This is a genomic window from Streptomyces sp. NPDC001663, assembly GCF_042893105.1.
Classification (GTDB): domain Bacteria; phylum Actinomycetota; class Actinomycetes; order Streptomycetales; family Streptomycetaceae; genus Streptomyces.
Window position 1 is genome coordinate 490,624 of the sequence record NZ_JBIAUR010000001.1, and the last position, 25,433, is coordinate 516,056.

Here is a 25,433-nt window from a genome sequence, read left to right on the forward strand (position 1 = left end):
CTTGGCAGTGCGCCCCGGGCCGCTCAGGAAGGCCGGCCTAGTCGAGGCGGGAGACCTGGTAGTGGCTGATGTACCAATCGTCCCCCACGCGGGTCACGAGGACCGAGAGCTTGACGTGCAGCGCGGGCCGGTCCGTGAACGAGAACTCGACGTCCAGGTAGCCGAGGACGAGGCCGTCGGCCGGCCGCCTGGTCTCGAGGATGCGGTACGCCGCCTGCAGGCCGAGGGGCTGGGAGTCGTAGTACTCGGCGATCCCCTGCCGTCCGACGCTGTAGGGGTGCAGCCCCTGGAAGACGGCGTCCTCGGTGAAGTGGGAGGCGACGCGCTCGGGTTGGTGCCCGTCGACAGCGGACTTCCACTGGTCGAGGACGCCGCTGAGGATCGCCTTGTCGTCTGCCGTACTGGTCATGATCACTCCTTCAGCAGTTGTCTGACGGACCATCAATGTCCGGCGCTCATACCGCCGTCGACGTGCAGGATCTCGCCGGTGACGAACGGCGCCGCCTCCAGGAAGAGCACGGCGTCGACGATGTCGCCGACCTCGCCCATCCGCCCGACCGGGTGCAGGGCGGCGAGGAACTCGTGGGTCTCCTCCGCGTGCATGGGGGTCTTGATGGTGCCGGGCGACACGGCGTTGACGCGGATGCCGCGGGTGGCGTACTCGATGGCGAGGGACTTGGTGGCGGACTGCAGACCGCCCTTGGTCAACGAGGCAAGGACCGAAGGGACGTTGGAGTCCGCGTTGTCGACCAGGCTGGTCGTGACGTTGACGATGTGGCCGCCGCCCTGCGCGAGCAGATGCGGCACGGCGAGCTGCGTGATGTGGAAGAAGCCGGCGACGTTGATGCCCGTCACGGCGGCGTAGTCCTCGCCCGTGTACTCCGTGAACGGCTTGGCGACAAAGATGCCCGCGTTGTTGACCAGGGTGTCGATACGGCCGAACCGCTCGACGGCGGCGGCGATGACGCGCTCCGCGGTCGCCGGGTCGGCGATGTCGCCCTGGACGGTCAGGACGTCCGCGTCGTCGACGGGCGCGATGGTGCGCGAGGTGGCGACGACGGCGTAGCCGAGCTTGCGGTAGCCCTCGACGAGGGCGGCGCCGATGCCCTGCGATGCGCCCGTGACGACCGCGACCTTCTGGCTCGGCGTCTGGTTCTGAGTGCTCATGGTGACCTTCTCCGAAGTGGCTGACCGGTACTAGCCGACCGGTCGACTATTTGGAAGGTAGGTCGGGCCACCAGGCAACGGAAGGATCGGCTTCCTACCGTCTGGGAGGCCCAGCCTCCCAGCGCAGATCAGCCCGGGAGCGCGTACGGATCGCCGGCGGGCAGCCAGGTGTCCGGGGCGTTGATGCCGAGGTCGCCGACGCCGTCGCTGAGGGCGTCGACGACGGCGAGGACCCCGGCGCGGCTCTCGCTCTCGCGCCAGACCAGGGACCAGGTCCAGTAGACCTTCGGTGCGACGATCTCCCGGCGGACCAGGTCCGGCGGGAGCGGATTGGTCTGTCCCTTGGGCGAGTTGACGACGGGGCGGGTGCAGCGGCGCACGTGGTCGAAGAAGGCGGGCCCGGTGATCGCACCGTCCGAGATGCGTACCGTGCGGGCGCCGGTGGCCTCTGCGAGTTCCTCGCCGTACACGTTCCAGGCGGCCCAGGCGGTGAGGTCGTCGTCGATGAGGACGTCGGTGTCCCGGGCCGCCACGTCGGGTACGTCGTTGCTGTCGCCGCCCTTGGCGACGGCGTAGAGCCGGTCGGCGCCGATCAGCCGGGCCCGCAGCCCGAGCCGCTCGAGGTCCTCGGCGCGCACCCAGCACACGGCGAGGTCCAGGCTGCCGTCGGCGACCCGTGCGGCCTGGGTGTGCGAGGGGGCGACCCATGCGTCGACGTGCACCTGGGCCACCGCGGCCGTACGTGAAGTCAGGTCCGGGGGAAGCCAGTTGACGTAGCCGAGCCGTACCGACTGGGAGCCGGACAGGCGGCCGGCCCGGCGTTTGAGGTCGTCGGCGCGGTCCAGCAGGGCGCGGGTGTGCGGGAGCAGGGCGGCGCCGGCCGGGGTGAGGGAGACCTTGCGGCGGTCGCGGTCGAAGAGCCGGACACCCAGGTCCCGTTCGAGCGCCTTGATCTGCTGGGAGAGCGAGGGGCCCGCGATGAGCAGCCGCTCGGCGGCCCGGCCGAAGTTCAGCTCCTCGGCGACCGCGACGAAGTACCGCAGCTGGCGCAGTTCCACGGGCGCCATGCTACGCGGCCACTGGGAGCCTGCGCCTATCAGCAGCGAGGAAGCCGGTCGTGGCATCGGTGCTGGTGACGGGCGCACGATGAGCTCACCAACGACGAACGGAGCGCGTCATGCGAGAGTTCCTGGTCGAGATCACCACCACCGTCCCGGAGGGCACCGGCCAGGAGGAGGTCGACCGGCGGCGGGCCGCCGAGGCCGTCCGCGCGAAGGAACTGGCCGCGACCGGCAATCTGGCCCGACTGTGGCGCCCCGTGGGCGAGTTGCGCAGCATCGGCGTGTGGCGGGCCGCCGACGAGGAGGAGCTCCACGAGAAGGTTCTCGGCACCCTGCCGCTTCGCCCGTGGATGAGCCTCAGCGTCACCCCGCTCGAGTCGCATCCGAACGACCCCGGCCGGAACGACGGTACGAAGTGAGCGCCTCCTCCCCCTGGACCCATGTCGCCCGGGCCGCCGCGGCGCTCGCCGCGGGCATGGGCGTCGGCCGCTTCGTCTACACCCCGGTCCTGCCCCTGATGCACACGCAGGCGGGCCTGTCCGCCGGAGCCGGGGCGAACCTGGCCACCGCCAACTACGTCGGCTATCTCGTCGGCGCACTCGCGGGCATCCTGGCCCCCGTGCTGGTCCGGTCGCGCCTCGTACTGCGCGGGTCCCTGGTCCTGCTGACCGGCACACTCGCCGCGATGCCCCTCACCCACAGCACCACCGTGTGGGGCCTGCTGCGGCTGCTGGCGGGTGCGGCGAGTGCCCTGGTGTTCGTCGTCGCGGCCAGTTCGCTCCTGCACCACCTGCGCGGACACCCCTCGCACCTGCCCGGCTGGGCCATCGGCGGCGTGGGCGCCGGCATCGCACTGTCCGGCCTGCTGCTCCTGGGCCTGCGTTCCGTCGTGGACTGGCGGGCCGCCTGGTGGGCCTCGGCCGCGCTCACCGCGCTGCTGACCGTCGGATCGTGGAACCTGCGACCGGAGGGGGCTCCGTCCGCGAGCGGCGAGAAGACCGGGAGTACGGCGCCGCGCACGCACCGATGGTTCGGTGCGCTGTTCGTGAGCTACACCCTGGAGGGCATCGGCTACATAGTCGCCGGAACCTTCCTGGTCGCGGCGATCGGCCAGGGTTCCCCCGGCTGGCTCGGGACCGGCGCCTGGGTGCTGGTGGGGCTCGCCGCCGTGCCGTCCCCGGCGCTGTGGGCCTGGCTGGGACGCCGCTGGTCCCGTCCCGGTCTGCTGCTCGCCGCGCTGGTGGTGCAGGCGGTCGGCATCGCGCTGCCCGCCCTGATCGGCGGAACGGCTGCCGCACTCGTCTCGGCGGTGCTGTTCGGCGGCACGTTCCTGGGCGTCAGCATGCTCGCCCTCGCCGCCGGAGCCCACCTGCGGTTCCCCCGCTCGGTCGCCCTGCTGACCGCCGGATACTCGGTCGGGCAGATCCTCGGCCCGCTGGTCGTCGCCCCGCTGCTGCACCACGGCTACCACCGGGCGCTGCTGCTGGCCGCCCTCGTGGTCCTGGTCGCGGCCGCGGCCGCCGCCGTACTGCGGATCGGCTTCCCGCACCACATGGTCGTAGTAGGACACACAGCACCCCTACGGCAGCGAGAATCGACCGAGGACGACCGGCCCGCCGCGGCCGGATCCGACGACGCACTCGCGCCGTACTCGGCCAACTGACGTGGAGCCGCTGATGAACACCGCACGGGACCTCGCGATCGTCGCCCTCGACATGGCGACCGACAAGCCGGTGGAGCAGGGCGATCTGTCGCTCGCGCTCGCGGGAGCCGAGGTGTTCGACCTCATCGAGGCCAGGGCCCTCGTCCTGGACGGCGAACGCATCCTGCCCAGCGCCCAGTCCCCCACGGGCGACCGCCTGTTGGACGAGGCCGCGGCGGCTCTCGTACGACAGGAGCCGTACGAGTCGGTCGAGGACTGGCTGTGGCGCCGGGGCCGCGGGCTGTCCTCGGCCTACGTCGAGGACCTGGAGCGGATCGGGCTGACCACCCGGCCGCGTGGCCGCCGGATCCCGCTGCGGACCGGCCGGACGGAGCTGGTCGACTCGGCGGCCCGGCAGCAGGCCGAGGAGCGCTGGGCGACGGGCGAACCCGTCCTCGCCGCGCTGGCTGCAGCCGCCGGAATGCGCGACGAACCGGCGGACGAGCTCGCCGATGAGACGGTCACCGTGCTGGCCGCCGTCGGGAACGCGGTGCAGGAGCTGGAGGCGGTACGCCAGCGGAAGGTCATCGAAGACGCCGCGTTCGACAACGTCTGGCGCGGCTACTAGGCGCCGGTGACGCCCAGCAGCGCCCGGCAGTTGTCCCACAGCGGGCTCAGGCGCTGGGTGCTGTTGTACAGCTTGGCGAACATCACCTGGCCCTCCAGCTGGGCCACCACCGCCCGCGCCGCCTCCCGCGGGTCCGTCACGGTCACCTCGCCGCGGTCGCGGGCCTCGGCGACGACCGCCCCGACCATGTCGACCTGCGCGTCGAAGATCTCCTGCAGCCGTCCGCGGACGGGCTCGGTCTGGTTGCTGAGCTCCAGGGTGAGGTTCCCGAACAGACAGCCCGACACCGTGCCGCAGCCCTCCTGGACGGCGCGCTGGCCGGCCTCGGTCTGCTCGAAGAGCCCGCGCAGTCGCTGCAAGGGGTCCGCGTCACCGCCCAACACGGCTTCCCAGTCCCGCCGTTGGGCCACCCAGTGCTCGTCGACGACGGCGAGCGCGAGGGCCTCCTTGGACTCGAAGAAGTAGTAGAAACTCCCCTTCGGCACCCCGGCGACCTTGCAGATCTCGGCCACACCCAGCGCCGAGTAGCCGCGCCCCTCGATGAGCGAGCGCGCGGCACCGAGGATCTTCTGCCTGGCGTCACTGGTGCGTCCCACGCAGCAAGTGTACGTAGGTACTAGACCGGTCGGCTAACGATGTGACCGTCTCCCCCGTCACAGCAGCGGAAGCCCGTCGGCCTCCCGTCGCTCCAGGCGCGCGACCAGCTCCGCCGCCGAAGCCTTGATGGTCTCCAGGCCGGGCCTGCCCCAGGGGCGCGGCTCCACATCGACGACGCACACGGTGCCGAGCACCATGCCGGTGCTGTCGATGAGCGGTGCGCCCAGATAGCTGCGGATGCCGAACTCGTCGACGACCGGGTTGCCCGCGAACCGCGGATAGTCGCACACGTCCTCCAGGACCAGCGCCTTGCGCCGCACGACCACATGGGGACAGAAACCGTGGTCACGGGCCAGCTCGCGGCCCAGCACGGGCGTGGTGCCGTCGGCCTTCACCACGACGACCGGTGCCACCTCCGGGAGGTGCAGGCCCGCGAAGAACTGCCGTCGTTCGTCGATGAAGTTGACCATGGCGTACGGCGTCCGGGTGAGCTCGGCGAGGTGGTCCGCGTAGGCGTCGAGGGCGGGGTCCGGCTGTTCTCCGAGGCCGAGCCGGTTCAGGCGCAGGGCACGCGCGGGGGCCTCCTTGTCCTCGGGGGTGAGCAGCAGACGACCGGCCGGGCGCGACGGGTCGTACCTCATGGGCGGGCTCCGTCACTGTGGACGCAGGTCATATACGGGCTCCGTGGCGGTGTGCGGGGATCACATGTGGGCGCCGTGGCTCGGCGCGTGCGCCGGGGCGTGGGCGATGAGATGGCGTACAAGGGTGAGCAGGGTCTGGACGCCGGAGCTGGAGATCCGGGCGTCGCAGCGCACGACCGGGATCTCCGGGGCGAGGTCTATGGCGGCACGGACCTCCTCGGGGTCGTAGCGGTAGGAGCCGTCGAACTCGTTGATCGCGACGATGAAGCCGAGACCGCGCTGCTCGAAGAAGTCGACGGCTGCGAAGCACTCCTCCAGACGGCGGGTGTCGGCGAGGATGACCGCGCCGAGCGCGCCCTCGGAGAGCTCGTCCCACATGAACCAGAACCGCTCCTGCCCGGGCGTCCCGAACAGGTACAGCACATGTTCCGGGTCGAGGGTGATGCGGCCGAAGTCCATGGCCACCGTCGTCTCGACCTTGTTCTCGATCCCGTCGAGATTGTCGGTCGCGGCGCTGACCGTGGTGAGCAGCTCCTCCGTGCTGAGCGGCGCAATCTCGCTGACCGCGCCCACGAAGGTCGTCTTGCCTACTCCGAACCCGCCCGCGACCAGGATCTTCAGTGCGGTGGGGAAGGGGTCAGAGCTGTCGTCGTAGTCCATCGAGCACTGCCTCCAGTAGGGCCCGGTCAGTCGGGTTGTGGTGGAACTCGGGGGGCTTGGTGGTCAGCGCCCCGCAGTCGACGAGGTCCGACAGCAGCACCTTGGTGACCACCGCCGGCAGCTTCAGTTGGGCGGCGACCTCGGCGACCGACACGGGCGCGCGGCACAATTCGAGCGCCTCGGCGTGTTCCGGGCCGAGATAGCCGAGCGGGGTGGCTCCGGTGGCCATTACGTGCGACAGGAGGTCGAGTGCGATGCTGGGCCGGGTGCGGCCGTTGCTGACCGTGAAGGGGCGCACCAGCCGACCGGCCGCGTCGTCGAGCCAGGGCCCGTCGCCGACCGTCGCCACGCTCAAGGCCTCATCGCCGAGGGTTCGACGGCGTGCTGCCGGGGCGCGGTGACCAGGTAGGGGCGGACGCTCTTGACCAGCATCGCCATCTCGTAGCCGAGGACCGCCGCGTCGGCCTCGCGCCCGGCCAGCACGGCGAGACAGGTGCCGGAGCCCGCGGTGGTCACGAACAGCAGGGTCGAGTCGAGTTCGACGACGACCTGGCGGACGTCCCCGCCGTCGCCGAAGCGGACCCCGGCGCTGCGGCCGAGGGAGTAGAGGCCGGAGGCCAGCGCGGCCATGTGGTCGGCGCTGTCGGCATCGAGGCCGTGGACCGACTTCACGAGCCCGTCGCAGGAGAGGAGTACCGCACTGGTCGTGTGGGGTACACGCTGCACGAGGCCGCTCATCAGCCAGTCGAGATCGGATACATGGCCGGTCGGCGCATCGCTCGCCATGGTGGATCGACTCCTTGAGGTACGAAGGTCTGCGGGAGCGGTGGGGGCGGGGGTGGAGAGGTTGGTCATCCGGCCGGTGCGCTCCCGTCGTGCCGGGTGGGGTGGTCGATGCCGCGCGCGGACGCGGGGCGTGCCTCGGCTATGTGGGCGGGGTCCATGTGCGGTACGTCCATGGGGGTCACCTCCAGGGACGTGATGTTCACCGAGGTCGCGTGCACGGTGGTCGTGTCCGTGGCCGCCTGGTCCATGGCGGCGGTGGTCATGGGCTCGCGATCCGGGTGTGACGACGCCTGCATATGGGACGACTCCATATGGGGCGACTCCATGTGGGCCGACTCCATGTGCGTCGGGTCCATGCGGGCCGACGTCGTCTGCGCCGACCAGTTGTGATCCGACTCCAGGTGCTGTTGGGCCTCCGCCATGCCGATACCGCGCTGGAAGGCCGCCATCAGGCCCGGGTCGTGGCCGGCGAGGTACTCGGTGTCCTGGCGGGGGGCGGGACCGTCGCGGAGCTGGGGTGCGATGTGCTCCTGGGCGCGGCGGCGCGGGAGTTGGGGCTTGCCCATGGTGCCGCGGACGGTGCCGGTGCGGGGCGTGGGTGGTGTGGCCGCGTTCTCCGCGACCAGCCGCCGGTCGTCGGGCCGGATGCCGGGGAGTGCCTCCGCCGGGTTGGCCCGCTCCTCGTGGGCGCCGCGTACGGGCAGGGGTCCCGGTCGGCTGCCGCCCGCCGTGGTGCCGTTCAGTGTGTCGTCGTTGGCAGAACCGCCGCCGTGGGAACCGCCGTTGACCATGCTGCCGTTCGGCATGGTGGTCGCGGGCCGCGCGGCCTCCCGCTGCTCTGCGCGCCGCGGCGGCGGAGGCACGACACGACGCGCCCCGGTCTCCGGTCCGGGCGCGGACGGCGCGTGTGGCTGTGGCTGCGGGGAGCGCGGCGGCACGGACACCCCCGTCGCTCCCCCCACCCCCATGACACCCTGCGGCTGCGGGGCCACCCCGGGAACGCCCGGCGTCGAGCCCAACAGGCCCTGTGGCACGACCAGTACGGCCTGGACGCCGCCGTAGATGTTGGTCTGGAGGCGTACGTTGATGCCGTGCCGCCGCGCGAGCTGTGAGACCACGAACAGGCCGATGCGGCCGTCGGCCAGCAGGCTGGCGACGTTGACCTGGTCGGGGTCGGAGAGCAGGTCGTTCATCTTCTTCTGCTCGGCGACGGGCATGCCCAGGCCGCGGTCCTCGACCTCGACGGCGAGTCCGGACGTCACGAGGTTGGCGCGCAGCAGGACTTGGGTGTGCGGGGCGCTGAACACCGTTGCGTTCTCGACGAGTTCGGCCAGCAGGTGGATGACGTCGGCGACGGCGTGGCCGCGCAGGGTGCCGTCGATCGGGGGCACGAGCTTGACCCGGGAGTACTGCTCGACCTCCGCGATGGCGGAGCGCAGCACCTCGGTCATGGAGACAGGGTTGCTCCACTGCCGGCGGGAGACGGCGCCGCCGAGGACGGCGAGGTTCTCCGCGTGGCGGCGGATCCGGGTGGCGAGGTGGTCGACGTGGAAGAGGCCCTTGAGCAGGTCGGGGTCCTCGATCTCGTTCTCCAGCTCGTCGAGGATCGAGATTTCCCGGTGCACGAGCGACTGCAGCCGCCGGGCGAGGTTCACGAAGACCTCGAGCTTCTGCTCGCTGCCCGCCTGGCTGGAGAGCTGGGCGGCCTGGACGACGGCGGTGACGGCACCGTCGTGGGCGCGGGTCAGGTCGGCGGCGAGCAGTTCGAAGTCGTCGGCGCCGTCGGCGGGACCGCTGCGCGGCTTGCGCGGGGGTACGGCGTCGCCGCGGCGCAGCGATTCGACGAGGGCGCGCAGGTCGGCCTCGCCGCGGGCGCTGCTGCGGCGCAGGGCGGCGATGCGGTCGCTGACCGACTTGGCGGCACGGTCGGCGGCGACGCTGGCGATCAGGATGCCCGCGAGGGCCACCGCGGCGGCGCCCGCGAGTACGCCCCACAGGACGAGACCGGGCCGTGCCCCCGTGGATCGGACCGTGAACAGGACCGCGGCGCAGGCGCTGAGGGCGACCGCGATCGGCGGCAGGATCGCGAGCCGCAGCAACTGGGGCCGTATGTGCGTCTCGGGCAGCGAGGGAACGGTGCGGGCGACCGGCCGTCCGTGCCGTCCGCCCTCGCGGCGGTCTGCGCGTGGGGCCGGTGCGCGGAGGTGAGACATCGGTGTCCTCGTCGTACTGGTCCGTCGGTGCCTGGGGCGCGGGCTGCGCGGTTCGGGCATGCGGCGCCCGATGGACACTCACAGTAGTCGCCAACGCATCATGTGCGGTGGGCAGTTGACAAAGTCCCACGCAGAGCGTCCCGCTCTGGTATGAGGCTTCGTACGACAGACCGATAAACCCAGCGGACAGGCGGTCCCGCTGCAAAAGGGATCGATCAGAGCTGGTCAGAAGCGGTCACGGCGCAGAAGTGCGGGCCGGGGAGCGATCGCTCCCCGGCCCTTGCCGGTTGCCGATATCTGTCCGCTCGCCGACCCGACCGGACCGTTTCGGGCCCCTCCTGAGCCCTGGGGAGTCATCCCCTGAACGTCACTGTCCGTGTCAACCGCGGCGGCGGTGTCACGCCTTCGGCTGGGTGAAACGGATGCTGTTGCCGAAGGGGTCCCTGAGGCCGCAGTCGATGCCGTACGGCCGCTCGGTGGGCTCCTCGGTGAACTCGACGCCCTTGGCCTTCAGGGTCTCGTACGTCTTGCGGCAGTCCTCGGTCCGGAAGATGAGGAAGCCGCCTGTGGCGCCCTTGGTCAGCAGCTCGCGGACCTGTTCCGCCGTCTCCTCCGACAGCCGCGGCGGGCCGGGCCGCTCCAGCAGGACCTCGCGGTCCGGCTGACCGGGGACGTTGATGGTGAGCCAGCGCATGAAGCCGAGGTCGGCATCGGTGTTGACCTCCAGACCGAGCTTGCCGACGTAGAAGTCGAGCGCCTCGTCCTGGTCGAGTACGTAGATCTGCGAGTGCGTGATTGCTGTGAACATGTGCATCACGCTACGAGCCCGGGCCGGCGAAAACTTATCCAAAACTGCTCTGCCGGCCGAAGGACGAGCAGGCTGTCAGGCGCTCGGCCGCATCCACGCCATCGTGAAACAGGTGGGGACGTCCAGGGCCACGGCCTGCTTGCGGTACTCCCTCGGCGAGCGGCCGACGATGTCGCGGAACGTGCGGCTGAAGGTGCCCGGGCTGGCGAAGCCGACCTCGAAGCTGATGTCCGTGACGCTGCGGTCGGTCTCGCGCAGCAGGAACATCGCCCGCTCGACGCGGCGGCGCTGCAGGTAGCGGTGCGGGGTCTCGCCGAACGTGGCCCGGAAGGTGCGCGTGAAGTGCGCCGGGGACACATGGGCGATCCGGGCCAGCGCCGGCACGTCCAGCGGCTCGGCATAGGCACGGTCCATGGCGTCCCGGGCGCGGAGCATACGGCGATTGCTCTCTTCGACGGCACGGCTCACGCGGCCATCACACCATGGATCTCGACTCGCGGTGGCGGCCCGCGGCTAGCCTGGTCATGAGACGTGGCCGCCGCTGGACGGCCCGAGCGGAAGGAGCCGTCATGGATCCTCGACGCGATGAGGTGCACGTCGTCCGTCCCGGCGACCGCCGACCCGGGCCCGCGACGCCGGGGATGGACCGGCAGGAGGCGCTCGCCACCGGGGGAATGTGGTCGGGATTCGTCCGCACCGAGGCCGGGATGGCCTCCGGCTGGCATCACCACGGCGAGCACGAATCGGTGATCTACGTCCTCACCGGAGCCCTCCGGATGGAGTTCGGCCCGGACGGCTCGCAGACGCTCGAAGCCGGCCCCGGCGACTTCGTCTACGTGCCGAAGGGCGCCGTGCACCGGGAGAGCAACCCCTCGTCGGAGCCCGCCGACATCATCGTCACCAGGGCGGGGACCGGGCAGTCCACGTTCAACGTCGACGGGCCCGCAGGACGGTGAGGTCTCCGCCGGGCAGATGGATCCACCCTTCCTGCCGGGCGGCCGCCCGCTCCTGCGGCGAATGCGGCCACCGGGTGTCGCCGACCAGGACGGCGCGGGCGACCAACGCGCAGACCAGGGCGTCGAGATGGTCGTGGCTGTCGACGCTCTGCGTGCGCACCGGATCGGGCAGGGTCAGCCCGAGGCCCGCCTCGATCGAGCGCACGAGGTGCTCCCGCACTTCGCGGGCTTCCGGTACGGCGCTCTTGTAGCTGCGGGCCGTCCGGATGCCCCACAGCCGCAGTGCGGCGGCGGGATACACCTCGGCGACCGGTCCGGAGCCGTCGCGGGGCACGGCGGTGTCCGTCGCACCGAGCTGGTCCAGGAGCCGGGCCGCGCGCAGTGCCACGACCCCGAGCAGATCGGTGGACACCGACAGCGGCGGCCGCATCGAGGTCGCCTTCCACGTGAGGTCGTCGGTCAGCCGGAATCGCAACGCGTCCAGGCCGGGCCTGCCGTCCGCACGTCCCTCGAACCGGGCCGGGGCCGGGAGCCGCTGCCCCTGGTGGTGGGCCAGGACCGTCGCCACGAAGCTCGACGGCCAGCCGAGCGGGCAGTCGAGGCCGGTCTTGTCGGCGGCCCGGACCAGCGCCAGCAGGTCCTCGTCCCCGTCCGGCACGACGAACTCCGCCGCCGGACCGCCCCTGTCTCCCCAGACCACCCGGCACACGGCGGTCCGCCGCGCACTCGCAGCCAGGTCGATCCCGACCGTCACCGCCTGCCGCTGCCTCACGCCGGGGTCCTCCCCCGGCACGTCGTGCCGGTTCACGGCCTCCACGGACGGGGTCAGCCCGCCGGGACCGTCTCGGGCTCCCCCGTGCCCTCGGACGTCTTCCCCTCCGCGGCCGCGTCGGCCTGGGTGTCGGCGGCGTCGCCGGCCGCCGTCTTGACCACGGCCTCCGTGAGGGCGTCCGCGGCCGGCCAGCCGCCCGGCGGAGCCTGGGCGACACCGCGCCACCACGGGTCGGCGGGCACGGTCTCGGCGGTGGGCTCGAAGGGCTCGCCGGGACGGGGCAGGGCTATACGGGAGCCCGTGGCGCGGGCGGCTGCGACGGTGCCCTCGCCGGGGTCCGCCCAGGGGTGCGTCGCCAGGTTGAAGGTGGCCCAGTGGATCGGCATCATCACGCCGTGCGGCTCGCCGCCCTGGAGATCGAGGTGGGCCCGCATGCCCTCCTCGGGCGTCATGTGGATGTCCGGCCAGAAGTCGGAGTACGCGCCGATCTGGATCATCGTGGCGTCGAACGGGCCGTGCTCGGCGCCGATGTCCTTGAAGCCCTCGAAGTACCCGGTGTCACCGCTGTGGTAGATCCGGTGCTCCTCGCCCGCGACGCACCAGGAGGCCCAGAGCGTGTGCTGGGTGTTGCGCAGCCCGCGGCCGCAGAAGTGCCGGGCCGGCGTCGCGGTCAGGGTGAGGCCGCCGACCTTCGTCGCCTCGTGCCAGTCCAGCTCGCGCAGCCGGTCGGCGGAGACGCCCCAGTGCTCGAGATGGGCGCCGACGCCGAGGGGCACCGCGAACAGGGTGTCCGTGTCGGCCAGTGCCTTGATCGTCGGCATGTCCAGGTGGTCGTAGTGGTCGTGCGAGATGACGACGACGTCGACCGGGCCCAGCGCGGCCAGCGGCAGCGGCACCGGGTGCAGCCTCTTGGGGCCGACGAAGGAGAACGGGGAACAGCGCTCGCCCCACACCGGGTCGAAGAGCACCCGCTGTCCGTCGATCTCGGCGAGCACGCTGGAGTGGCCCATCCAGGTCAGCCGGAGCCCCGTGGCGGGCGGCTTGGAGATGTCGGCGAGTGTCGTCGCATGCACGGGCACCGTGCCCTTCGGGGCACGCCGGGGCCGCTCGTCCTTGTCGAAGAAGACCTTCGCGAACTCCACCGTCGAGCCGGAGGGCCGGGTCCGGGCGGTGCCTCCGGGATTCTGGAAGACGCCGTCCTTGAAGTGGGGCGATCTGCGGATACGCGCGAGGCGCTCACCGCTCGGGTCCGCGCCGAAGCCCGCGGGCTGCAGCGCGCGGAGCCCGGAGCTCAGGGAACGGAAACCGGACACGGTACCTCCAGGTGGAGTCGGTGAGGCATTCCATTATGGTCTGCCCCTCTGACAACACCGGGGCCGTCCGGGTTACGCCGGGCTCTTTCCAAAGAAAGCCCAAAGAAATCCCACGGCGTGACCGTGCCGCCACGCCGCGTGGCGAGACGCCCGGCCCTCCGTGCGCCGCCCCCATGATCCGTTCAGGACATTGACACGGCACGAGCCCGATTCCGATACTGACTGACTATTCAGTAATTCATCGCCTGCCGGTGAGCATCCCCCCACGGCCCGATGGAGGCACCATGTCCGACCTCCCCACCGAACTGGTCCCGCTCAGCCAGGAGCAGCGCGACATCGTGGACCTCACGCGCGCCTTCGCACGGGAGGAGATACGCCCACGCGCGCGTGCCGTCGACGAGGCGGACGTCGAGACGCCGTGGGACCTGTGGCGCAAGGCCGCGAAGGTGGGCATCACCGGCTTCATGCTCCCGGAGGAGTACGGCGGGGGCGGCTTCACCGACGTGTTCACCCAGTGCCTCGTACAGGAGGAGCTGTGCGTCGGCGACCTGGGCATCGGCAATCTGCTCTGCTCGAACGGCTTCTTCGCCGACCCGGTCCTGGAGCTGGGCAGCGCGGAGCAGAAGCGGGAGTGGCTGAGCCCGCTCGCCGGCCCCGGCACCCCGATGACGGCCCTGGCGACGACCGAGCCGGGCGCAGGATCCGACGCCGCCTCGATCATCACCACCGCGCACCGCACCGAGGGCGGCTACCGGCTCAACGGCCAGAAGGCGTGGATCTCCAACGCGGGCGAGGCCGAGCAGTACGTCGTGTTCGCCAAGACCGACCCGACGCAGCGCTCGCGCGGCGTGACCGCGTTCCTGCTGCGCAAGGACACCGAAGGCGTCTCGTTCGGCGAGCCGATGAAGAAGATGGGTCAGCGCGCGATCGTGTGCCGGGAGATCTTCTTCCAGGACGCCTTCGTGCCCGAGGAGCACCGGCTCGGCGCGGAGGGGCAGGGCTTCCACGGGCTGATGCGGACCTTCGACGTCTCGCGCACGGTACTGGGCGCGGCGGCGACCGGGGTGGCGCGGGCCGCGTACGAGTACGCGCGCGACTACGCCCGTGAACGGCGCCAGTTCGGCAAGCCGATCATCGAGCACCAGGCGGTCGCCTTCCGCCTGGCCGACATGCGCACGCGCGTGGAGCAGGCCCGGCTGATGACCTGGCGGGCCGCGCGCCGCCTGGACGCCGGCCTCGACGCGACCGCCGAGGCCGCCATGGCCAAGCTGACCGCGTCCGAGACCGCCGCGTACTGCACCTGGGCGGCCGTCCAGACGCTGGGCGGCTGGGGTTACTCGCGCGAGTTCCCGGTCGAGCAGTGGATGCGGGACGCCAAGCTGGAGGAGATCGAGGAGGGCACCTCGGACATCATGCGGCTCGTCATCTCCCGGAGCCTGTGATGGGACAGGACCGGTTCCTCAGCGGAGGAGAGGCGCTCGTCCGCGCCCTGGACGCACACTCCGTGACGCACGTCTTCGGCATCCCCGGCACCCACAACCTGGAGGTCTACCGGCATCTGGCGCCTTACGGCATACGGCATGTGACGCCCCGTCATGAACAGGGTGCCGGGTACGCGGCCGACGGGTACGCGCGCGTGACGGGCCGCCCGGGTGTGATCCTCACCACGACCGGACCCGCCCTGCTGAACACCGCCGCCGCCGTCGGGCAGGCGTACTCGGACAGCGTGCCGCTGCTCGTGGTCTCCCCGGGTATGCCGCTGCGCCACCCGCGCCTGTCGACGGGGCTGCTGCACGAGATGCGCAGCCAGACCGAGGCGCTGCGGGGCGTGGCCGCGTTCAGCCACCGTGTCTCCTCGGTCGCCGAGATCGACGCCGCCGTGGCGCGCGCGTTCACCCTGTTCCGTACGGGTCGGCCGCGGCCCGCGCACATCGAGGTCCCGCTGGACCTCCTGGAGGCGACCGAGGCACCGGGGCGCGTCCGCCCTGCCCCGCCCGTCCCGGGCGCCGCCCCGGACCCGCACGCCGTGCGCGAGGCGGCCTGGGCCCTCACACAGGCGCGGCGCCCGGCGCTGGTCCTCGGCGGCGGCGCGCGCGGCGCACAGCGTGCCTGCCTCGCCCTCGCCGAGCGCCTGGGAGCTCCTGTGGTCACCACCGCCAACGGCAAGGGCACCGTCGCCGAGACGCATCCGCTGTCCCTCGGCGTGTCCCTGCACAGCGCGGCGGTGCAGAAGTGGCTCGCCGCCCGGGACGTCGTCCTCGCCGTGGGGACTGAACTGGCCGAGTCCGACTTCTGGTCTCCCCCGCCCCCGCTCGACGGCACGCTGGTGCGCATCGACATCGACCCGGACCAGATGTACGCGGGCGTGCCGACGGACGTGCCGCTCGTCGGGGACGCGCGTGCCGTCCTGGACGCCCTGCTGCCCGAAGTGACGGGCCACGCGCGCGTGGTGGACGAGATCCCCGCCCTCCGGGCCACCCGCGACGCCGAGTCCGCCGCACGCGACGCGCGCTGGATCCCGTATCTGCACGCCATGCGCTCCGTACTCGCCGAGGACGCGGTCGTCACCTCGGACAGCGCCCAGTGCTGCTACTACGGCGCGCTCCCCCACTTCCCGCTCGGCCCCCGGGGCCGTTACCTCCACCCGACCGGCTTCGGCACTCTCGGCTACGCCCTGCCCGCGGCGATCGGCGCCAAGGTCGCGCGGCCGGACCGGCAGGTGGTGGCGCTCGGCGGCGACGGCGGGCTGCAGTTCACCGTGCAGGAACTGGCCACCGCGGTGCAGCTCCAACTCCCGTTGCCCATAGTGGTGTTCGACAACGGCGGCTACGGCGAGATCCGCGCCGAGATGGCGGCGCGCGGCGACACCCCGACCGCGGTCGACCTGCCGCCGGTCGACCTGCCGGCCCTGGCGCGCGCGTACGGCGGGCACGGCACACGCGCGTGCAGTCCCGAGGAGTTCCGCCGCGCCCTCACCGAGGCCCTGGACACACCCGGTCCCACCCTGATCGTCATCCCCGAGGAGACCCCATGACCGCCGCCCCCCTCATGTCGCTCACCTGGACCGACCATCTCACCGGCCGCCAGGGCTTCCTGGTCGTCGACCGGCTGGTACGCGGCGTCTCCAGCGGCGGGCTGCGGATGCGCGCGGGCTGCACGCTCGACGAGGTCGCCGGGCTCGCCCGCGGGATGACCATGAAGGAGGCGCTGCACTACAACCCCGAAGGCCGCTACGTCCCCCTGGGCGGCGCCAAGGGCGGCATCGACTGCGACCCCCAGGACCCGGGGGCGTACGAGTTGCTGGTGCGCTATCTGCGGGCCATGAAGCCGTACGTCGAGAGCTTCTGGACCACAGGTGAGGATCTCGGTCTGACCCAGGACCTGGTGGACCGCGCGGCGGCCGAGGCGGGCCTGGTGTCGTCCATCCAGGCCGTGTATCCGCTGCTCGACGACGAGGCGACGGCGCGGCGGCGGCTCGCGGACGCGTTCGCGGTCGAGGTGGACGGCATCGGGCTGGACGAGCTCGTCGGCGGCTGCGGGGTCGCCGAGTCCGCGCTGGCGGCCCTGGACCGGGCGGGCGTGCCGCATGCGGGAACCCGGGTCGCCGTGCAGGGCCTGGGCACCATGGGCGGGGCCACGGCGCGCTTCCTCGCGCGCGCGGGGCTCACCGTCGTGGCCGTCGCCGACATCAAGGGCACCATCACCAATCCGGCGGGCCTCGACGTCGAGGCACTGCTCGCCGCGCGGGACGCCTACGGCACCGTGGACCGCGCGGTCCTGCGCCCCGGCGACCGTGAACTGCCGGGCGACGCCTGGCTGTCGGCCGACGCCGAGGTGCTGGTGCCGGCGGCCGTGTCGTACGCGATCGACACGACGAACCAGGAGCGGATCACCGCCCGCTGGATCGTCGAGGCGGCCAACATGCCCGTACTGCCCGATGCGGAGGAGCTGTTGACCGCGCGCGGGGTGACCGTGCTGCCGGACGTAGTCGTCAACTCCGGTACGAATGCCTGGTGGTGGTGGACCCTGTTCGGCGACATCGGCCCGGACGCCGACGAGGCGTTCACGCACACCCGCCGCTCGATGCGCGCTCTGACCGAGCAGATGCTGGCCCGCGCGGAGGCCGACAGGACGACTCCGCGAGCGGCCGCGCATGCGATCGTCGCGGACCGACTGCCGGTGATCGCCGAGCGCTTCGGGTGGTATCGGTGACGGCGGCGGCGCCATACCCTGCCGGGAATTGAGACGGGAGGCCGGCGGCGGGAGGGTCGAGGGCATACACAGCTCACCCCACACGAGGAGTGCCATGCCCTCCGTCGACGCGCAGGACCTGATCGAGCGCTACATAGGGCTCTGGAACGAACCCGACCCGGAGATCCGACGCAAGACCGTGCACGATCTGTGGACCGAGGAGGGTCAGCACATCCTCCTGCCGCCCCAGCAGATGCACGAGCAGGCGGTGGGCCTCGGCTTCACCACCGCCGCCCTGGAGGCCCACGGCCACGACGAGCTCCACGCGCGCGTAACGCGCGCCTACGAGGAGTTCGTCGCGCCGGGAACGTACGTCTTCCGCATCCAGGAGGCCGCCCGGCACCTGCGGGACGTGATCACTTTCCGCTGGGAGGCCTTTCACACCGGGGAAGGGCAAGTGACCGGCGGCGGCCGGGACTTCCTGGTCCTGGACGGGGACGGCCGCATCAGGTTCGACTACCAGTTCCCGGACTGACCCCACCTCTGGATAGGGTCGGGCACCGTGACGGTTCGACTGTGTTGTCTGCTGTGGGCCCGACCCGGAGCCGCCGAGGCGCTGGCCGCGTACGAGGACAAGGTGCTGGCCCTGCTGGGCGAGCACGGCGGGCGGCTGCTGCAGCGCGCCCGAACCGACGGCGCCGACGGCCGTCCGGACGAGATCCAGCTGATCGAGTTCGCCTCGCAGGCCGGCTACGACGGGTTCATGGCCGACGAGCGCCGTACCGCCCTGGCAGGCGAGCGCGACGCGGCCGTGGCGCGGACGGACCTGTACCCCGTGGAACTCGTCGGGCAGTGACCTCGCCCGGCACCGTCGGCGGCGACGGAATAGGGTGACCGCGTGGCGAGAGTGCGGTTGAGCGTGGCCGAGCGGCGCGAGGAGCTGTTGCGTGCCTCCATCGAGCAGATCGAGGCGCGGGGCGTGGCGGCGGTCAGGATCGCCGACGTGGCCTCGGCGCTCGGCGTGAGCAATGCGCTGGTGCTGTACCACTTCTCGACGAAGGAGAAGCTGGTCGCCGCCGCGTTCACCTACGCGGCCGAGGACGACCTGGCACATCTGCGCAAGTTGCTGGGCCGCCGCACCACGGCGCTGCGACGGCTGCGCTCGGCCGTGCGCTGGTACGCGCCGACCGGCCAGGCCAAGGGCTGGCGGCTGTGGATCGAGGGCTGGGCGGCGGCGCTGCGCGAACCCGCGCTGCAGGAGGTCACACGCGACCTCGACAAGCAGTGGAAGGCGGCGCTCGCCGAGGTCATCGCGGAGGGCGTGGCAGCGGGCGAGTTCCGCTGCCCGGACCCGCACGGCACGGCCCTGCGCCTGACGGCCCTGCTGGACGGGCTCGCGGTGCAGCTGACGTCGTACGCGGGCGCGGTGTCGCGGGCGCGGGCCCAGGAGTGGGTGGACGAGGCGCTGGCACGGGAACTGGGGCTGGAGCGGGCGGCGTTGACGGCGTCGGAGCGCGCAGAGCCCGCGTCCGAATCCTCCTGACCGCGGGGCCCTCGGAGCGGTACCGGGCCTTCAGAGCGGCGCGCCGCCGAACCCGATCTCGTTCCCGTCCGGATCCCGATAGGTGACCTTGCGCACGCCGTTCGCGTACGTCTCGCGATCCGTGGGCCTCAGACCCCGGTCGGCGATCTGCGCGACCCGTGCGTCGAGGTCGTCGACGAAGACGGTGTGCAGGGCGTGACCGCCGTGGCCGGGCCGGTGCTCGATGTACACGTACCGGTGCTCGGCGAGCTCCCACACGGCCTCCTTGTCGTTCGGGAAGAACGTCGCGGGGCCACCGAGCAGCCGCTCGTACCAGGTCAGTGCCGCTTCGTAGTCGTTGACGGGGATGCCTGCGAAGAGGACGACGGCCATGACGACATGGTAGGTCCGGCGGTTCCGTGCGCTCAGCCCGACGGGCCGAGCCGCTGTAACTCGGCTCGGCCCGTCGCGGTCCGCGTGGGCGTCGGTTCAGGCCACCGAGGCGATCCGCATCTTGATGTCGTCCGGGGAGAGCGCGCCCTTCGCCGTGACGTGGTCGCCCGACGACTCGCCGCGCAGCCGGCGGCCGATCCACGGCACCAGGTACTCGCGCGCCCAGTGCACGTCGTCCCGCCGGACCTCGAGGGTGCCGCGCGGCGGGAGCGGCGGCCAGGGCTGGTCCGGGTCGGCCGGCACCTCCAGGCCGAGGACCTGTCCGGCACGCAGCGCCACGCGCGTGTGCCCCTCGGGCGAGAGGTGGAGGCGGTCGTCGTCCCAGGCCCTGCGGTCCTGGACGGTCTTCAGGGACCACAGGTCGAGCACGGGACAGCCGTACCGGTCGGCGATGGCCCGCACATGGCCGTTGTAGGTGGCGATCTTGCCGCGCAGATGCTTGAGCACGGGCACGCCACGGGTGTCGAAGCCGGTCGTCACCATGACGGTGCCGACGGCCTCGGTGAGCCGGACGATGGCCCGCTCGAAGCGTTCGGCGACCTCGTCGGGGTCGGTACCGGGCCGGATGATGTCGTTGCCGCCGGCGCAGAAGGAGACCAGGTCCGGTGCGAGCTCGACGGCCTGCGTGAGCTGGTCCTCCACGATCTGGTCGAGCAGCTTGCCGCGCACGGCGAGGTTCGTGTAGGTGAAGTCGCCCTCGGGCCGCCGGTCCGCGAGCAGTACCGCGAACCGGTCTGCCCAACCGACGAACGCCCCGTCGGGGCCGGGGTCGCCGACGCCCTCGGTGAAGCTGTCCCCCACCGCAACGTACGACCCGATCACTGATCTGCTGTCACTCTTCGAATCGTCTGCCACGTCGGCCATGATTCACCTTCGAATGTGACCTACGCGACCGTAATAAAGGGTTGACGGGCGGTGAGATAAACCACTTCCAAAGTGTTCACCAAGACCGGAATAACCCTCTGATCAGGGATGTTGACGGGTCAATCGCCAGACCCCGAAGTTGCTGATCCGGAAGTGGCTCCAGGTGGTCCGGAAGGCGAAGTGCCCACTTGTGTACGGATCCGGGTCGCTGTAGTCGAAGACGAGCCGCCCGTTGTTCCACCAGCGGACCGTCGATCCGTCGGAAACGATCCGGACCCGGTTGGGCTGGTTCGCGACGAGCAGGGGCTCGGTGTAGTCGTAGACGAGCGGCCGCACCCCGGCCTCGCCGACGTAACGGCGCAGGCGGGTCGTGGTGTTCGTGTTGGCGCCGTAGCCGACGTAGTACGTCTTGAGGTAGTCGTACTCGGCCAGCGCCCCGCCGCGCTGCGTGGCGAAGAGGTCGTCCGGGGAGCGGACGTCGGTGGCGTTCCAGAAGTTGTTGAGGTCGGAGACACGGTCGTTGACCCCGCCCTCCGAGACGGCCGTGGCGGTGTACTCGATGACGTACGGCCCTTCGAGGCGCTGCCTGAACCAGACCGTCGCGCCGGCGGGCACGTCCACCTCGAGCACCCCGCGGGAGGCGGTGACGGTGCCGCCCTTCTCCAGTTCTACGGCCCACTTGTCGAGGCCGTGGCGGAAGTCGTCGTGGGCGACGAGACGGCCACGGTGCCGGGGCGCGGCGCTCGCGGTCCCGGCGGGGGCGAGGGCGGCCAGGGCGGCGCCTGCGGCCAGGGCCCCGAAGGTTCTGCGCGTGGTCGGGCGATGGCCGGCGTTCACTGGTGCTCCTTTGCGATGAGGGCGAACAGACGGTCGGCCACCTTGCGATGGCCCTGTGCGCTGGGGTGGACGGTGCCGGTCCGAACTCGCCCTGGAGTCGACGCCGTAGGCACTCCCCCGTTGCCGGTCTGGATCACGCCCGGCCGCCCGAAGCCGACCTGGGTGATGGAGTCGCCGTAGAAGGCCAACTCCGGTCCCGGACGGGCCCCGGCCACCGACGCCGTCAGCAGCATGTGTCTCATGACGGGATCCGGTCGCCGATCAGGGCCAGGTTCTGGATGGCGGCGAGGGCCCACTGGGCCGAGGAGTTGGTGGAGATCCACGGGATCTCCTCGGTGGTGCGCAGAACGGCAGGGGTCTTGATCGTGACGCGGGACCAGTCGTTGGAGGGGAAGTAGGTGTCGCTGCCGGTGAAGAACTCGTTCCACGCGCGCCTGGCGAGCGTCGGGTCGTCCTTGCGGTTGGCGGCATAGGCCGTGATGCGGGAGTGGGCCGCAGGGAGCGCCGACTTCCAGGTGGAGCCGGTGAGTTGCTTCTTCTGGGCGTCGGTGGCGTTGTAGTACTGCGCGTAGTTCAGCCAGGCGGTCCGGAACTCGGGTTCCTCGTCTCCGAGCAGCGACACGATCTCACTGTTGGTCTCGACGAGCCCGAAGACGGCGCTCAGGTGCGAGACGTTCACGCTCTTGTCGGTCGTGATCGCGAACTTGCCGGTGTCGGCGTCGAGCAGCCCCGCGCCGGTGAAGAAGCCGTTGGGCTGCGCGGCGATCGTCCGCAGCGAGTTGACCAGCTTGGCCTTCGCCTTCTCGGCGCCCGGACCGCGCCGCTCCCACTCGGTCAGCCAGGCCGCCGAGATCCCGCCCCAGTCGGTGCCGAACCCGACGGACAGCGCGTGTCGGTCGCCGGGCTGGTAGCCGTCGGTGCGGACCTTGCGCTGCGGGTCGACCTCGAGGAACGTCAGCTCCACGTCGACGAGTTCACGCAGCAGGTCGCCGGTGCGTTCGTCGCCGGTGAGGAAGTAGTGGAAGCGGCGGTTGGCGGCCGTGGAGATGCGGACCTGCTTGGCGCTGTCCGCGAAGTGCTGCACTCCGTGGCGAGTTCCGAGGCCGGCCCACTTGCCGAGGTGGTAGACGTCGACCTCGCCGGTGTGCCGGGTCATCGCCTCCGCGAACCGGAAGACCTCGGCCGAGCCGGTGCGCAGGAAGTGGTACCAGAGCCAGAGGTCGGTACCCAACTCCGAGTTGTCCCAGGCGAATCCGCCGACGTCGTAGCGCCAGACGTGCCGGTCGTTGTCGTACGTGTGCTGGACGTCGCCGTAGTCGAGGAACCCGTACCAGCGGCGGTCCTCGCGCTGGTCGCGGTAGTAGGCGAAGAGATCGTCGAGGTGGTTCTCGACCGCCTTGCGGGCGCCGTTGGAGCGGTCGACCGGGGCCCAGTCGCCGAACACCCCTGCCGCATGGAGCCGTTGAGGCGTTGCGGTGAGCAGCGGCGGGGTCGCCGTGGCGGCGGCCTGCGCGGCGAGCACCGCGGCGCTCGGTGTCTTCTCCAGTGCCCAGAAGGTGAGTTCGCTGGTGCGGGCGATGCCGTACGGGGTGCCGAAGCCGGGTTCGTAGTCCTCGTACGTGATCTCCAGGCCCTCGGCCTGCTTCTCGTACGTGTCCTGGCCGCGGCCGTCGTGGTAGAAGCGCAGGTCGAGGGGCTGGGCCTCGGGCGAGTAGAGCCAGAGGGTGACCTCGGCGGCCTCGCTCGCGGCGCCGCGGACGTCGAGCTGGGTGGGGTGGCGCTGCCAGAAGTCCCGCAGCCCGAAGGAGAGTCCGCCGCCCGCTCCGCCGACGTAGCCGAAGCCGCCCGCGCGCCGACCGGCGGCGGCCTGGATCCAGCCGTGGCCCGCCTTGGTGCGCTTGCGGACGACATAGCCGTCGGCGGTGGGCTGGGTGAGCGTGAAGTCGCCCCACTTCGGGATGTAGGCGAGGCGGCTCGACACCCGCGTGTCCCAGGTGGACGTGTCCGGCAGCTTCTCGCCGGCGATCTGGGCATCGCGGACCGCCCGGCCCGGGTCGCGGCGCAGACCGGTGATGCCCTGGACGGCCTCGCCGAACAGGCCGCCGCCCGAGTCGGCGAACCGTATGTGCCGGTCGTACGGCTGGTCGGAGAGCGGCACCGTGAAGCGGATGCCGAGGCCGCGCAGGAAGTCGCCCTCGTCGGAGCCGGGCTTCTGCTCGCCGTCCCAGACGAAGGTGTGCACCAGACGGAAGGCCTCGGCGCCGGCGAAGAAGACGAAACGCAGCGTGTACGGCAGCCAGGTGCGCCCCCCGCGGCGGTGCCGGCCCTCGACGCGGACCACGGCCCGCACCGGGCCGTCCTGCTCCACCTCGACCTTCTCGACACGACCGGCGAACTGCTCGACGTCCGCGCCTTCGCGCACGGACTCCTGCCGTACGGCGACCAGTTGACCGGCCCGCGCGATTTCGACGGTCCCGCGTCGGACACTGCGGACGACCGTGTCGGAGCCCTTCGCGCCGAAGACGGCGGTGATGACGCCGGTGGACACCTCGACGCGTCCGGCGGAGCGGGTGACGGTGACCTTCCGCGCGGGCGTGGCGGGAGTTCCGGCCGTGAGCCGGTACGCCGACGCCTTCGGAGCGTCCGGCGCGATCGCGTGCGCGGTCCACTTGACCGAGCCGTCGGGCCAGTAGCCGGTGATCCAGGTCTGTACGGGGACGTCCGCGCCGTCCGCGCTCGCGAGCCGGAACCTCTGCTCCGGCCGGTGGGCGCCGCGCGCCCAGGGCACGCCCCAGGTGGCACCGGCGTGGACGTCCGGGGCCTGGCCCTCCAGCCAGTGGAGTTCGGCGTCGTAGCCGTCCGCCGCGGCGGCGGTGCGGGCCCAGGAGAACTGGGCGGCGGCGGCCGCGGCTGCGGCGCCCTTGATGACGGTGCGTCGGTCGACGCCGGGCACGGGGACCTCCGTAGGCCTCGAAAGGCGTTAGAAAGCGCTTGCATCGCTACGGAGATCACTGTGTCCCCACTTTCCCCTCGCTGTCGACAGCCCTGCACCACCCGCCACAAGACCGCAATGAAGCGATCATGGCGCCGCAAAGCCGAAGACACCGAAGGCCGGACCCGGGGATCGGGGTCCGGCCTTCGGCGGCGTGTCAGGCGATGGGTCGGCGGGGGGTCAGCCGACTCCGACGCCCTTCGAGCGGAGGTAGGCGACCGGGTCCACGTCGGAGCCGTAGTTCGGCGTGGTCCTGATCTCGAAGTGCAGGTGCGGGCCGGTCACGTTGCCGGTCGCTCCGGAGAGGCCGATCTGCTGGCCCTCGGTCACGGTCTGGCCTGCCGAGACGGAGAGCTGGGACAGGTGGCCGTACTGCGCGTAGTAGCCGTCGGCGAGCTTGATGACGACCTGGTTGCCGTACGCGCCGCCCCAGCCCGCGGAGACGACGGTGCCCGCGCCCACGGCCTTGAGGGAGGTGCCGGTCGGGACGACGAAGTCGACGCCCGTGTGGTACCCGCTGGACCACATGCTGCCGGCCACGTGGTAGCCCGTGCCGACGGTGGCACCGGCGACCGGGAGCGTGAACCCGTTCGCGGTGCTGGTGGTTTCGGCGGCCTGCGTGGCGGTCGTCTTCGAGGAGGAAGAGGACTTCGCCGAAGAGCCCCTCGACGCAGAGGCCTTCGACGGGGCGGAGGACGAGGACTTGGTGGTGCTCGTCGCGGCCTTCTTGCCGATCGTGAGCTTCAGACCCGGGTGGATCAGCGACGGGTCGTCGCCGACGGCCCGGCGGTTGTCCGAGTAGAGCTTCTTCCAGCCGCCGGCGACGTGCTGCTCGTCGGCGATCTTCGAGAGATAGTCACCGGCCCGGACCGAATAGGTCCGCACGCCCGCGGTCTTCTTCTCGGTCGCCTTCTTCTCGGCGGCCGGAAGGGACTGGACGGTCTTTTCCGAAACCGACTGGGAAGCGGACTGCGGGGTGGCGGCATGGGCCCCGGCGGCGCCCATGAGCGGAAGAGCAAGGGCTGCGCCACCGGTTCCGGCGACGGCGATGGAGCGAGTGAAACGCTGGGACTTCGGGCGGCGGTGCTTACCCTTCGCGGGCATGGCGAATTCCTCTCCGGCGCCTACGAGGTGAGCTGTCGGGTGCGAACTGGAGATGTCCGGCCGCGTTTTGGACGCGACTTAACCCCTAGCCGTTCCGGAGACCGGAACAGGCAGTTGTACCTGTGGGTCCCCCGCTCCTGCCGTTCACGGGTGAGTTGTGCGGGCACCGGGCGGCGGCAGGATTGGGCGTCCGTCCGGATTGGTGGCGAACGTAAGCGACCGCGAC

The 25,433-nt window shown here is 71.5% G+C and carries 29 protein-coding genes and 1 riboswitch; of the genes, 10 read left to right on the forward strand and 19 right to left on the reverse strand.

The window, feature by feature from the left end; all coding sequences use genetic code 11:
- Window positions 1-37: 37 nt before the first annotated feature.
- The 3 genes from ACFY1L_RS02350 to ACFY1L_RS02360 all read right to left on the reverse strand — a co-directional run bounded on the left by ACFY1L_RS02350 (window position 38) and on the right by ACFY1L_RS02360 (window position 2,234).
- Window positions 38-409, reverse strand: a complete 372-nt coding sequence (locus tag ACFY1L_RS02350) for a YybH family protein (RefSeq protein ID WP_388816869.1) — start codon at window positions 407-409, stop codon at window positions 38-40.
- A 32-nt stretch (window positions 410-441) separates the two neighbouring features.
- On the reverse strand, window positions 442-1,167 hold the full coding sequence (locus ACFY1L_RS02355) for an SDR family NAD(P)-dependent oxidoreductase (RefSeq protein ID WP_388816873.1): 726 nt from the start codon (window positions 1,165-1,167) through the stop codon (window positions 442-444).
- A gap of 128 nt (window positions 1,168-1,295) precedes the next feature.
- Window positions 1,296-2,234 (reverse strand): LysR family transcriptional regulator, encoded by a 939-nt coding sequence (locus ACFY1L_RS02360; RefSeq protein WP_388816876.1) that lies wholly within the window; start codon window positions 2,232-2,234, stop codon window positions 1,296-1,298.
- Window positions 2,235-2,344: 110 nt separating this feature from the next.
- Here ACFY1L_RS02360 and ACFY1L_RS02365 point away from each other — a divergent pair, with 110 nt between their 5' ends.
- From ACFY1L_RS02365 to ACFY1L_RS02375, 3 genes are read left to right on the forward strand one after another with little or no spacing between them, the layout of a single operon-like run.
- Window positions 2,345-2,647 (forward strand): muconolactone Delta-isomerase family protein, encoded by a 303-nt coding sequence (locus tag ACFY1L_RS02365; protein ID WP_388816879.1) that lies wholly within the window; start codon window positions 2,345-2,347, stop codon window positions 2,645-2,647.
- Window positions 2,648-2,703: 56 nt separating this feature from the next.
- Window positions 2,704-3,891 (forward strand): YbfB/YjiJ family MFS transporter, encoded by a 1,188-nt coding sequence (locus tag ACFY1L_RS02370; protein ID WP_388818881.1) that lies wholly within the window; start codon window positions 2,704-2,706, stop codon window positions 3,889-3,891.
- 13 nt (window positions 3,892-3,904) lie between these two features.
- Window positions 3,905-4,498, forward strand: a complete 594-nt coding sequence (locus tag ACFY1L_RS02375) for a GPP34 family phosphoprotein (protein WP_388816882.1) — start codon at window positions 3,905-3,907, stop codon at window positions 4,496-4,498.
- On the opposite strand, the gene ACFY1L_RS02380 is transcribed toward ACFY1L_RS02375, so the two are convergent.
- The 8 genes from ACFY1L_RS02380 to ACFY1L_RS02415 form a co-directional block, all read right to left on the reverse strand.
- Window positions 4,495-5,094 carry a TetR/AcrR family transcriptional regulator gene (locus ACFY1L_RS02380; RefSeq protein WP_388816884.1) on the reverse strand — a complete coding sequence of 200 codons (600 nt, stop codon included), beginning with the start codon at window positions 5,092-5,094 and terminating at the stop codon, window positions 4,495-4,497. The genes ACFY1L_RS02375 and ACFY1L_RS02380 overlap by 4 nt on opposite strands.
- A 57-nt stretch (window positions 5,095-5,151) precedes the next feature.
- Entirely contained in the window at window positions 5,152-5,736 is a 585-nt protein-coding gene (locus ACFY1L_RS02385; protein WP_388816887.1) for a GAF domain-containing protein, read from the reverse strand.
- Between the two features lie 60 nt (window positions 5,737-5,796).
- Window positions 5,797-6,396 carry an ATP/GTP-binding protein gene (locus tag ACFY1L_RS02390; RefSeq protein WP_388816890.1) on the reverse strand — a complete coding sequence of 200 codons (600 nt, stop codon included), beginning with the start codon at window positions 6,394-6,396 and terminating at the stop codon, window positions 5,797-5,799.
- Window positions 6,374-6,745 (reverse strand): DUF742 domain-containing protein, encoded by a 372-nt coding sequence (locus tag ACFY1L_RS02395; RefSeq protein ID WP_388818884.1) that lies wholly within the window; start codon window positions 6,743-6,745, stop codon window positions 6,374-6,376. Before ACFY1L_RS02395 ends, ACFY1L_RS02390 begins: the two co-directional genes overlap by 23 nt.
- 2 nt (window positions 6,746-6,747) lie before the next feature.
- Entirely contained in the window at window positions 6,748-7,182 is a 435-nt protein-coding gene (locus ACFY1L_RS02400; RefSeq protein WP_388816893.1) for a roadblock/LC7 domain-containing protein, read from the reverse strand.
- Between the two features lie 65 nt (window positions 7,183-7,247).
- Window positions 7,248-9,395 (reverse strand): ATP-binding protein, encoded by a 2,148-nt coding sequence (locus ACFY1L_RS02405; protein ID WP_388816896.1) that lies wholly within the window; start codon window positions 9,393-9,395, stop codon window positions 7,248-7,250.
- A 397-nt stretch (window positions 9,396-9,792) separates the two neighbouring features.
- Entirely contained in the window at window positions 9,793-10,203 is a 411-nt protein-coding gene (locus ACFY1L_RS02410; RefSeq protein WP_266963214.1) for a VOC family protein, read from the reverse strand.
- Between the two features lie 75 nt (window positions 10,204-10,278).
- Entirely contained in the window at window positions 10,279-10,671 is a 393-nt protein-coding gene (locus tag ACFY1L_RS02415; protein ID WP_361269925.1) for an AraC family transcriptional regulator, read from the reverse strand.
- A gap of 101 nt (window positions 10,672-10,772) precedes the next feature.
- On the opposite strand from ACFY1L_RS02415, the gene ACFY1L_RS02420 reads away from it, so the two are divergent.
- Window positions 10,773-11,159: a cupin domain-containing protein gene (locus tag ACFY1L_RS02420; RefSeq protein ID WP_388816900.1), complete on the forward strand. Its 387-nt coding sequence runs from the start codon at window positions 10,773-10,775 to the stop codon at window positions 11,157-11,159.
- On the opposite strand, the gene ACFY1L_RS02425 is transcribed toward ACFY1L_RS02420, so the two are convergent.
- Together ACFY1L_RS02425 and ACFY1L_RS02430 are read right to left on the reverse strand one after the other, a co-directional pair.
- A complete protein-coding gene (locus ACFY1L_RS02425) occupies window positions 11,131-11,931 on the reverse strand; it encodes a DUF429 domain-containing protein (protein ID WP_388816903.1) in 801 nt (266 codons plus the stop codon). The two genes, ACFY1L_RS02420 and ACFY1L_RS02425, sit on opposite strands and share 29 nt — an antisense overlap.
- Before the next feature lie 53 nt (window positions 11,932-11,984).
- Window positions 11,985-13,244 carry an MBL fold metallo-hydrolase gene (locus ACFY1L_RS02430; RefSeq protein ID WP_388816906.1) on the reverse strand — a complete coding sequence of 420 codons (1,260 nt, stop codon included), beginning with the start codon at window positions 13,242-13,244 and terminating at the stop codon, window positions 11,985-11,987.
- A 284-nt stretch (window positions 13,245-13,528) separates the two neighbouring features.
- On the opposite strand from ACFY1L_RS02430, the gene ACFY1L_RS02435 reads away from it, so the two are divergent.
- The 6 genes from ACFY1L_RS02435 (at window position 13,529) to ACFY1L_RS02460 (ending at window position 18,978) form a co-directional block, all read left to right on the forward strand.
- Window positions 13,529-14,686: an acyl-CoA dehydrogenase family protein gene (locus ACFY1L_RS02435; protein WP_388816909.1), complete on the forward strand. Its 1,158-nt coding sequence runs from the start codon at window positions 13,529-13,531 to the stop codon at window positions 14,684-14,686.
- Window positions 14,686-16,278 carry a thiamine pyrophosphate-binding protein gene (locus tag ACFY1L_RS02440; RefSeq protein ID WP_388816912.1) on the forward strand — a complete coding sequence of 531 codons (1,593 nt, stop codon included), beginning with the start codon at window positions 14,686-14,688 and terminating at the stop codon, window positions 16,276-16,278. The genes ACFY1L_RS02435 and ACFY1L_RS02440 overlap by 1 nt, the downstream gene beginning before the upstream one ends.
- Entirely contained in the window at window positions 16,275-17,456 is a 1,182-nt protein-coding gene (locus tag ACFY1L_RS02445; protein ID WP_388816915.1) for a Glu/Leu/Phe/Val dehydrogenase dimerization domain-containing protein, read from the forward strand. The genes ACFY1L_RS02440 and ACFY1L_RS02445 overlap by 4 nt, the downstream gene beginning before the upstream one ends.
- A 94-nt stretch (window positions 17,457-17,550) precedes the next feature.
- Complete coding sequence (locus tag ACFY1L_RS02450; protein ID WP_388816918.1) at window positions 17,551-17,970, forward strand: hypothetical protein; 420 nt, start codon at window positions 17,551-17,553, stop codon at window positions 17,968-17,970.
- A 27-nt stretch (window positions 17,971-17,997) separates the two neighbouring features.
- Entirely contained in the window at window positions 17,998-18,291 is a 294-nt protein-coding gene (locus ACFY1L_RS02455) for a hypothetical protein (protein ID WP_388816921.1), read from the forward strand.
- A gap of 42 nt (window positions 18,292-18,333) precedes the next feature.
- Complete coding sequence (locus ACFY1L_RS02460) at window positions 18,334-18,978, forward strand: TetR/AcrR family transcriptional regulator (RefSeq protein ID WP_388816924.1); 645 nt, start codon at window positions 18,334-18,336, stop codon at window positions 18,976-18,978.
- 30 nt (window positions 18,979-19,008) lie between these two features.
- On the opposite strand, the gene ACFY1L_RS02465 is transcribed toward ACFY1L_RS02460, so the two are convergent.
- The 6 genes from ACFY1L_RS02465 to ACFY1L_RS02490 all read right to left on the reverse strand — a co-directional run bounded on the left by ACFY1L_RS02465 (window position 19,009) and on the right by ACFY1L_RS02490 (window position 25,207).
- Complete coding sequence (locus tag ACFY1L_RS02465; protein WP_388816926.1) at window positions 19,009-19,350, reverse strand: VOC family protein; 342 nt, start codon at window positions 19,348-19,350, stop codon at window positions 19,009-19,011.
- A gap of 96 nt (window positions 19,351-19,446) precedes the next feature.
- Window positions 19,447-20,232: an SGNH/GDSL hydrolase family protein gene (locus tag ACFY1L_RS02470; protein WP_388818887.1), complete on the reverse strand. Its 786-nt coding sequence runs from the start codon at window positions 20,230-20,232 to the stop codon at window positions 19,447-19,449.
- A 144-nt stretch (window positions 20,233-20,376) separates the two neighbouring features.
- The gene (locus ACFY1L_RS02475; RefSeq protein ID WP_388816929.1) at window positions 20,377-21,111 is read right to left on the reverse strand and encodes a DUF6250 domain-containing protein; all 735 of its coding nucleotides are present in this window, start codon (window positions 21,109-21,111) and stop codon (window positions 20,377-20,379) included.
- Window positions 21,108-21,353 (reverse strand): hypothetical protein, encoded by a 246-nt coding sequence (locus tag ACFY1L_RS02480; protein WP_388816932.1) that lies wholly within the window; start codon window positions 21,351-21,353, stop codon window positions 21,108-21,110. Before ACFY1L_RS02480 ends, ACFY1L_RS02475 begins: the two co-directional genes overlap by 4 nt.
- Window positions 21,350-24,064 carry a Tat pathway signal sequence domain protein gene (locus ACFY1L_RS02485; RefSeq protein WP_388816935.1) on the reverse strand — a complete coding sequence of 905 codons (2,715 nt, stop codon included), beginning with the start codon at window positions 24,062-24,064 and terminating at the stop codon, window positions 21,350-21,352. Before ACFY1L_RS02485 ends, ACFY1L_RS02480 begins: the two co-directional genes overlap by 4 nt.
- Window positions 24,065-24,283: 219 nt before the next feature.
- Window positions 24,284-25,207 (reverse strand): peptidoglycan DD-metalloendopeptidase family protein, encoded by a 924-nt coding sequence (locus ACFY1L_RS02490; protein WP_388816938.1) that lies wholly within the window; start codon window positions 25,205-25,207, stop codon window positions 24,284-24,286.
- Window positions 25,208-25,211: 4 nt separating this feature from the next.
- A riboswitch (cyclic di-AMP (ydaO/yuaA leader) is annotated at window positions 25,212-25,390 on the reverse strand.
- Between the last annotated feature and the right edge of the window lie 43 nt (window positions 25,391-25,433).

Excerpts from the sequence above, each read along its gene's own strand:
- ACFY1L_RS02370 (WP_388818881.1), top strand. The coding sequence starts at position 2,704 with ATGGGCGTCGGCCGCTTCGTCTACACCCCGGTCCTGCCCCTGATGCAC.
- ACFY1L_RS02360 (WP_388816876.1), bottom strand. The coding sequence starts at position 2,234 with ATGGCGCCCGTGGAACTGCGCCAGCTGCGGTACTTCGTCGCGGTCGCC.
- ACFY1L_RS02465 (WP_388816926.1), bottom strand. The coding sequence starts at position 19,350 with ATGGCCGTCGTCCTCTTCGCAGGCATCCCCGTCAACGACTACGAAGCG.
- ACFY1L_RS02440 (WP_388816912.1), top strand. The coding sequence starts at position 14,686 with ATGGGACAGGACCGGTTCCTCAGCGGAGGAGAGGCGCTCGTCCGCGCC.
- ACFY1L_RS02420 (WP_388816900.1), top strand. The coding sequence starts at position 10,773 with ATGGATCCTCGACGCGATGAGGTGCACGTCGTCCGTCCCGGCGACCGC.
- ACFY1L_RS02375 (WP_388816882.1), top strand. The coding sequence starts at position 3,905 with ATGAACACCGCACGGGACCTCGCGATCGTCGCCCTCGACATGGCGACC.
- ACFY1L_RS02355 (WP_388816873.1), bottom strand. The coding sequence starts at position 1,167 with ATGAGCACTCAGAACCAGACGCCGAGCCAGAAGGTCGCGGTCGTCACG.
- ACFY1L_RS02385 (WP_388816887.1), bottom strand. The coding sequence starts at position 5,736 with ATGAGGTACGACCCGTCGCGCCCGGCCGGTCGTCTGCTGCTCACCCCC.
- ACFY1L_RS02480 (WP_388816932.1), bottom strand. The coding sequence starts at position 21,353 with ATGAGACACATGCTGCTGACGGCGTCGGTGGCCGGGGCCCGTCCGGGA.
- ACFY1L_RS02390 (WP_388816890.1), bottom strand. The coding sequence starts at position 6,396 with ATGGACTACGACGACAGCTCTGACCCCTTCCCCACCGCACTGAAGATC.
- ACFY1L_RS02450 (WP_388816918.1), top strand. The coding sequence starts at position 17,551 with ATGCCCTCCGTCGACGCGCAGGACCTGATCGAGCGCTACATAGGGCTC.
- ACFY1L_RS02410 (WP_266963214.1), bottom strand. The coding sequence starts at position 10,203 with ATGTTCACAGCAATCACGCACTCGCAGATCTACGTACTCGACCAGGAC.
- ACFY1L_RS02435 (WP_388816909.1), top strand. The coding sequence starts at position 13,529 with ATGTCCGACCTCCCCACCGAACTGGTCCCGCTCAGCCAGGAGCAGCGC.
- ACFY1L_RS02405 (WP_388816896.1), bottom strand. The coding sequence starts at position 9,395 with ATGTCTCACCTCCGCGCACCGGCCCCACGCGCAGACCGCCGCGAGGGC.
- ACFY1L_RS02350 (WP_388816869.1), bottom strand. The coding sequence starts at position 409 with ATGACCAGTACGGCAGACGACAAGGCGATCCTCAGCGGCGTCCTCGAC.
- ACFY1L_RS02490 (WP_388816938.1), bottom strand. The coding sequence starts at position 25,207 with ATGCCCGCGAAGGGTAAGCACCGCCGCCCGAAGTCCCAGCGTTTCACT.
- ACFY1L_RS02400 (WP_388816893.1), bottom strand. The coding sequence starts at position 7,182 with ATGGCGAGCGATGCGCCGACCGGCCATGTATCCGATCTCGACTGGCTG.
- ACFY1L_RS02365 (WP_388816879.1), top strand. The coding sequence starts at position 2,345 with ATGCGAGAGTTCCTGGTCGAGATCACCACCACCGTCCCGGAGGGCACC.
- ACFY1L_RS02445 (WP_388816915.1), top strand. The coding sequence starts at position 16,275 with ATGACCGCCGCCCCCCTCATGTCGCTCACCTGGACCGACCATCTCACC.